Below are 2,678 nucleotides of genomic sequence, written 5' to 3'. Positions count from 1 at the left end.
GATTTAGTCGATTTATGCCCCCATATCGAATCATACCAAGTAACGAAGAACCTTTTATTCTTTTTTCCACTTCAATCTAAGAATTGAGAAAAAAGCAAAACCCTCCATTATACCATAAAAAAATTATGCAAGAGGTCTAATAAAATAATCTGAGTTAGATGTAAATTACTTTCCAATGGCGGTTCATCACTCCAAAATTCGCCCGTTGGGAAGATTATCTCATCTTTTCGGGCGGTTTGGCCAGGGGATAGGGGTTGAGTTGTAGTCATGGTTATCTGCTATGAATAATAAGCTGCCCGTGTATTTAAACTGCTTGTTGAGACGGGACAAGGGGCAACAGTAAAGGGATTGGGGAAGATTCAGCTAATCTAAGGATAGGCGGTTAAAATGCGTCTTAGCCTATTATTTGTGTTAATCTCATCTTTACAGATCAAAACCCTCAATCGTCTAAGGAGACAATGGCCGCTAATTCTCGGAATAAATCGCCCCTTTTTCTCGGCTGTTCTGGCAGAATCGCTATTTTTTGCCTCTTGATGTTATTATCGGCGGCAATAGGCTGGTTAATCGGGAAACAGTGGGTTAAACACAGCAATCAACCCCAAACCGTTAAACCCGTTTTTGCCACGGAGGAAAATAACTTTAATTCTGCCACAGATACGGCATGGCAACGGAAAGCCGAGATGAGAAAGCGCCGTCTAGAGTTGGGAATTGATGGTCAGTTTTTTAAAAATCTCGTCAATGAATTGTTTAGCCTTCGCTATGGGGATATCAAAGAGGAAAAACAGAAACAGGAACAAAGAGACATTTTAGCAGCAGAAATCCTTGATCGCTTAGAACGTCTCGATTCTGGCACTAGAGAAGCATTAGGTAGCTACGACGAGCAACAGCGAGAAAAATGGCGAGAACAAGTGAATCAGTTACGCTTAAGCAGTAGAGTCCTTAATTTACTTACTGATACCGCCTTTTTTCAGCTATTTACCGAATTGACAGAAAGACCAAATTTTGATAGCGGTCTAGGTCAACTGTGGAGTGGCTTGGCCTGGAATCAGTTACAATCTTTACAGTCTGGCCTATCTTACCAAGCGCTCGAAAGTTTAGACGCGGGGGGAGAGGAAGTTATCGAGGCAATTCTCAGCGAGGGGCAAGGAAAAGCCTATGCAATAAAATTGCGTTCCAGTAATCGGTTAGACTTAAATTTAGAGGCGGAAGGCGAAGTTTTACTATCTTTCTACTCTCCCACGGGTAATATTACCCTTTTAGACAAGTCTAGCGATCGGCAATGGTCCGGTCAATTACCCGAAGAGGGATTTTATGAATTAGTTATTCTCCCCCAATCTTCTACCCCTGTTCACTTTCGCTTGCAGTTAAAAGTAAGTCAGTGACTTTAACTGTCAGGAGTCGGTCGGCGGCTTTTTTCTCCCCAACCTCCCATCTCCCTACAACCCACACCCTACACCCCACACCCTACACCCCACTTCCCCAACCCCTAATCTGCTTTTTTACTTTTTCCCCATGTCTTTAACTTTCCAAGCTGTTATCGCTAAATTAAATGAATTTTGGTCTGATCGCGGTTGTTTAGTTGCTCAACCCTATGATACCGAAAAAGGTGCAGGAACCATGAGTCCCCACACTTTTTTAAGGGCAATTGGTCCGGAACCTTGGGCCGTTGCCTATGTGGAACCCTGTCGTCGTCCTACGGATGGCCGTTATGGCGAAAATCCCAATCGTTTTCAGCATTACTATCAATATCAAGTCCTAATTAAACCCTCTCCCGATAATATTCAGGATATCTATTTAGACTCCCTGCGGGTGTTAGGAATTAACCCAGAAGATCACGATATTCGCTTCGTGGAAGATAACTGGGAATCTCCCACCCTCGGCGCTTGGGGTGTGGGTTGGGAAGTGTGGTTAGATGGTATGGAGATCACCCAGTTTACCTACTTTCAACAGTGTGGGGGTATCGATTGTCGTCCCGTGGCGATCGAAATTACCTACGGTTTAGAAAGATTGGCCATGTATCTGCAAGATGTAGAGGCAATTAATAAAATTCAATGGAATGAAAATATCCTCTACGGTGATATTTTCCTGCAAAATGAAATCGAACAATGTACCTACAATTTTGAGGCTTCTAATCCTGAGTTATTGTTTAGTTTATTCAGTTTATATGAACAGGAAGCTAAACAATTAATCGATCGCTCTCTGGTGATTCCCAGTCTAGATTATGTTCTTAAATGTTCCCATACTTTTAATTTACTCGATGCTAGAGGTGTGATTGCTGTAGCTGAAAGAACCCGTTATATCGGCAGAATTCGCAATTTAGCTCGACAGGTTGCTCAATTGTATTTACAGCAACGAGAAGCTTTAGGTTTTCCCCTACAAACGGTCTAGCGATCAGTTATTCTAGCAGTCAGCATTTTCAGTAATCAGTTATCAGTTACCAGTTATCAGATGCGAGTTTTCAGTTCACTGTTTACTGTTCACTGATAAAATCTCCCCAACCTCAAACCAGCAACTTTAAACCTCATAAGTCCAAGAACTAAGCTAAAACGCACTTAAACCACCTAAAATAGAAATAGTAACTTGAGAAAAATCCTACTTATGCCAGCCAAAGATTTCCTAGACTTAGAAGAAAAGAAAAACTTACAAAAAGCTCTTAAAGAAGAAGAAAGAGCAGAGGT

At 41.8% G+C, this 2,678-nt stretch carries 2 protein-coding genes and 1 pseudogene; 2 read left to right on the top strand and 1 reads right to left on the bottom strand.

Annotated features, from left to right (window positions below; translation table 11 throughout):
- Positions 1-137 precede the first annotated feature (137 nt).
- Positions 138-269, bottom strand: a pseudogene (locus IM509_RS17530) (Uma2 family endonuclease); the annotation flags it as partial.
- Between the two features lie 189 nt (positions 270-458).
- Here IM509_RS17530 and IM509_RS17525 point away from each other — a divergent pair.
- Positions 459-1,382, top strand: a complete 924-nt coding sequence (locus IM509_RS17525) for a hypothetical protein (RefSeq protein WP_002786799.1) — start codon at positions 459-461, stop codon at positions 1,380-1,382.
- 130 nt (positions 1,383-1,512) lie between these two features.
- Positions 1,513-2,388 carry a glycine--tRNA ligase subunit alpha gene (gene glyQ, locus IM509_RS17520; protein ID WP_002786801.1) on the top strand — a complete coding sequence of 292 codons (876 nt, stop codon included), beginning with the start codon at positions 1,513-1,515 and terminating at the stop codon, positions 2,386-2,388.
- The last annotated feature ends 290 nt before the right edge of the window (positions 2,389-2,678 follow it).

It is taken from the genome of Microcystis sp. M31BS1, from assembly GCF_020245285.1.
Taxonomy (GTDB): Bacteria; Cyanobacteriota; Cyanobacteriia; order Cyanobacteriales; family Microcystaceae; genus Microcystis; species Microcystis panniformis.
This window is presented reverse-complemented; position numbering and strand designations above follow the sequence as displayed.

What these genes read in the sequence shown, in the direction of transcription:
- glyQ (WP_002786801.1), top strand. Translation starts at nt 1,513, where the DNA reads ATGTCTTTAACTTTCCAAGCTGTTATCGCTAAATTAAATGAATTTTGG.
- IM509_RS17525 (WP_002786799.1), top strand. Translation starts at nt 459, where the DNA reads ATGGCCGCTAATTCTCGGAATAAATCGCCCCTTTTTCTCGGCTGTTCT.